Below are 2,158 nucleotides of genomic sequence, written 5' to 3' on the forward strand. Positions count from 1 at the left end.
TCACGTCACCGGAATGACCGGTCACGCTCCCGAATTCGGCGGTCACGATGCCGAAACGGGCGGTCACGGTGGTCCGAAATACGCACCCACAAAAGCGGGACCAGAAAGGAGGAGCAGCCCCCATGAAGATCGAAGACATCCGCCACTACGGCGTGCCGTTCATCAACAACGCCACCGCAAAGCTGATCGCCACCGAAATCACGCACCACATCGTGTCGATCCTGTAACGAAAACCCGGGCCAGGTCGAACAGGCCTGCCTCCCAAGACGCCACCAGCCAGCCGCGCACCGTCATGGGCGCAATCAAAATGTCAATTTATATGTCTTGTTATATCGCATCAAAAAGCGCTACATTGGAGTCTTGCAAGCTTCGCGAGGTTCGTCATGTCCGCCGCTCCTCTTCGACTTGTCCGCCTGGCTCCCGACCCCCTGGGGCTGTACGTCCGCGCTGGGCGCCTTGATCAGAAGGACCTCCAGAGCTTCATCACGTCGGGATCGGCAGCGTTTACGGGCGTCGTCTTCGAGGCCAAACGTGTAGGGCAGCAAATGGAGCTGTTGTCGCTGGTGCTAGAGCGCGGCCTCGATGCCGTGCTGGACCCCCAGACTCAGGCTATGGGCACGGTCGGTGGCTATGCGAAGGGCATGGATGGTCTTCCGTGGTCCAAGAAGCGGCCCCATGCCTTGGACGATCTGGCGACGGCCTTTCAACAAATGCATTTGGCCGAGGACATCGCGAAGTTCGCAGTCCTCCATGGGTTCACCCAAGTGATCACGCCAACCCATCTGATCACTGGGCCCGACGATCCCTGGCTGGCGATCGACATCGCCTCCACCAACGCACTTCGCGCTGCGCTGGAGCGCCATGGCGCCGGGCATGTGCAGCTTCACTACTCGCTCGCACTGAGCTACGAGGCATTCCGTACCGCCCCGAAGCGACTGGCCGTCCTGGAGCAACTGCGCCGAGCCATGGTCGATGGGCTGTGGCTGAACATCTCCAGCTGCGGATCAGACAGCTCGCCGACAGCCATCACTCGATACGGGGATGCCGCAGCGGACTTTCACGCACTCGGTGTGCCGATCGTCGCGGACCATGCAGGGGGCCTGATGGGCTTGTCCCTTCTGGCGTTCGGCGCTGTGGGGGGTCTGTCGCATGGCGTTACGCTGGGCGAGCGATTCGACACCGGCAGCTGGCACAAGGTGCCGGAGGCAGGCAAGCCGGTCTTTGGCGCCAAGATGCGGGTTTATCTGCCGACGCTCGACCTGATGCTGCCGCGCGTGGACGTGGAGCGTTTCTTCGAGGCGGGAGGGGGCAGGGCACGCTCTGCATTCGGATGCCGGGACACGAACTGCTGCCGACGAGGAATCGACGACATGCTGCAAGCCCCGGCCAGGCACTTCCTCTACCAGCGCACGCAGCAAGTCGCCGGCTTGGGGCAGATCCCGGAATCGATCCGCCCCACCGAATTCCTGGAAGACCACCTGCGGCCGGCGAGCGATGCAGCGTTGATCGCTGCCAAGCTTTCGCTGCCCGAGGACTTGGCACAGAAGGCAGCCAAGCAGGCGAAGCGGCTGAACGACATGCGGACCACGCTGGGCCCCTACGCCAAGAAGCGTCGTGACTCCTCGTTCGCTCGTCACCCAGTCACGCGCATTGCTCGTGGCGGCACGCGCTGACGAACCCCATTTTCATGATTCACCCACCTACCCATAGAGGCATGCCATGAGCAATGCGATTGCACGCCGCCTGGAAGCCATTCAAACCAAGGGAGCCATGCGGTCATCCGACGTAGCCAACGTCCTGAACGTGCGGCCCGAGACCGTTTCTCGATGGAACAAGGGCAAGGCGCTGCCGCACGCCAGCACCGAGAAGCAACTTCTCGAACTGGAGTTCGTCATCGACAAGCTCGCCGACATCTACGAACCGCACGATGCGCGGTTGTGGCTTTTCGCCCGCCAGCGTCTTCTGGGCGACCAGGTACCGGCCGAGCTGATCCAGCAGGGCCGCGTGGACGAAGTCCTGGCCTCGGTCAACCAGCTGCTCGACGGCGTGCATCTGTGAAGCCAGGACAGCAGGATGATCCACGACCCAGACTTGCTAGACCAGCTGGACGCGCTCCCGAAGGAGACCTTCGACGGAGAGGTCTTCAGGGGCACACGGC

General features: G+C 62.5%; 2 protein-coding genes. Both read left to right on the plus strand.

All coding sequences use genetic code 11. The annotated features are described in order from the left end of the window. Window positions 1-383: 383 nt before the first annotated feature. Window positions 384-1,673: a hypothetical protein gene (locus H0V01_07650; GenBank protein ID MBA2583243.1), complete on the plus strand. Its 1,290-nt coding sequence runs from the start codon at window positions 384-386 to the stop codon at window positions 1,671-1,673. Window positions 1,674-1,719: 46 nt separating this feature from the next. Next, complete coding sequence (locus tag H0V01_07655) at window positions 1,720-2,058, plus strand: hypothetical protein (protein ID MBA2583244.1); 339 nt, start codon at window positions 1,720-1,722, stop codon at window positions 2,056-2,058. The last annotated feature ends 100 nt before the right edge of the window (window positions 2,059-2,158 follow it).

This window comes from Bacteroidota bacterium (genome assembly GCA_013696965.1).
In the GTDB taxonomy this organism is placed as follows: Bacteria; Bacteroidota; Bacteroidia; order JACCXN01; family JACCXN01; genus JACCXN01.

What these genes read in the sequence shown, in the direction of transcription:
- H0V01_07650 (MBA2583243.1), top strand. Translation starts at nt 384, where the DNA reads ATGTCCGCCGCTCCTCTTCGACTTGTCCGCCTGGCTCCCGACCCCCTG.
- H0V01_07655 (MBA2583244.1), top strand. Translation starts at nt 1,720, where the DNA reads ATGAGCAATGCGATTGCACGCCGCCTGGAAGCCATTCAAACCAAGGGA.